The following is an 828-nucleotide window of genomic DNA, read 5'->3' as shown; positions in this document are numbered from 1 at the left end:
TGGGCAGAGCTGAGTAGGCAGGTGGCAGCATGTCCGCTCTCCAAAGCTTTGATGCTCACCAAGGGGGCAGGCTAGTCCTTTGATTTTCCTGAGGTCAAGGCCCGATGGCAAGCCTGCACTTCTGGAAGGGTGAATAGGCGACGAAAGGCGATCCCTGCTTCTCGGCAGCGGTCTTCTGCCCCTTCCAGCCGATCCACCAAAGCGAGGATCCCTTCCGCCCGGTAGCCGGCTGCCCGCACCCGTTCGACAGCCTTCAAAGCAGAACTGCCGGTGGTCACCACATCTTCCAGGATCCACACCCGACTGCCTGCCGGCAACTCCGGCCCCTCGATCCAGGCTTGCGTGCCGTGCCCCTTGGGCTCTTTGCGCACGATTAGGGCGGCTAGGTTGGCAGGCTCAGCCCTCAGGGAGGCCAAACTCACCGCCGTCACCAGGGGATCTGCCCCCAGCGTCATTCCGGCCACTGCCTCGGTTTCGGGCGGCAACAGTCGGTGCAGCAGGGATCCCACCCAATAAGCTCCTTGGGGGTGAAGGGTGACCGGCTTGCAGTTGATGTAGTGGGGGCTCTTCTGTCCAGAAGTGAGGGTAAAGGAGCCTTCTCGGTAAGCCAGTTGGGCCAGGAGATATAGCAGTTTCTCCCGCGCTTCCTCTGGGGAAAGGGTCAGGGGAGAGCAATCGAGAAGCAACACAGCAGGGATCCCCTTGGTTCAATGGCTGGCAAGAAAGATCACTCAGGACATTTCATTATGCGGCAAATCTCCACCGAATCCAATCTCCCGTTTTTCGGCTTCACGGGAGGGATCCCTGTCACGCAAAAGATACGCCTGT

At 59.8% G+C, this 828-nt stretch carries 1 protein-coding gene; it reads right to left on the bottom strand.

Translation table 11 applies throughout. The features are described 5' to 3' along the window. Positions 1–71: 71 nt before the first annotated feature. Complete coding sequence (gene pyrE / locus NW819_RS14375; RefSeq protein WP_414414162.1) at positions 72–689, bottom strand: orotate phosphoribosyltransferase; 618 nt, start codon at positions 687–689, stop codon at positions 72–74. Positions 690–828: the final 139 nt, after the last annotated feature.

Source organism: Synechococcus sp. R8-2, assembly GCF_047461715.1.
Taxonomy (GTDB): domain Bacteria; phylum Cyanobacteriota; class Cyanobacteriia; order Thermostichales; family Thermostichaceae; genus Thermostichus.
This window is presented reverse-complemented; position numbering and strand designations above follow the sequence as displayed.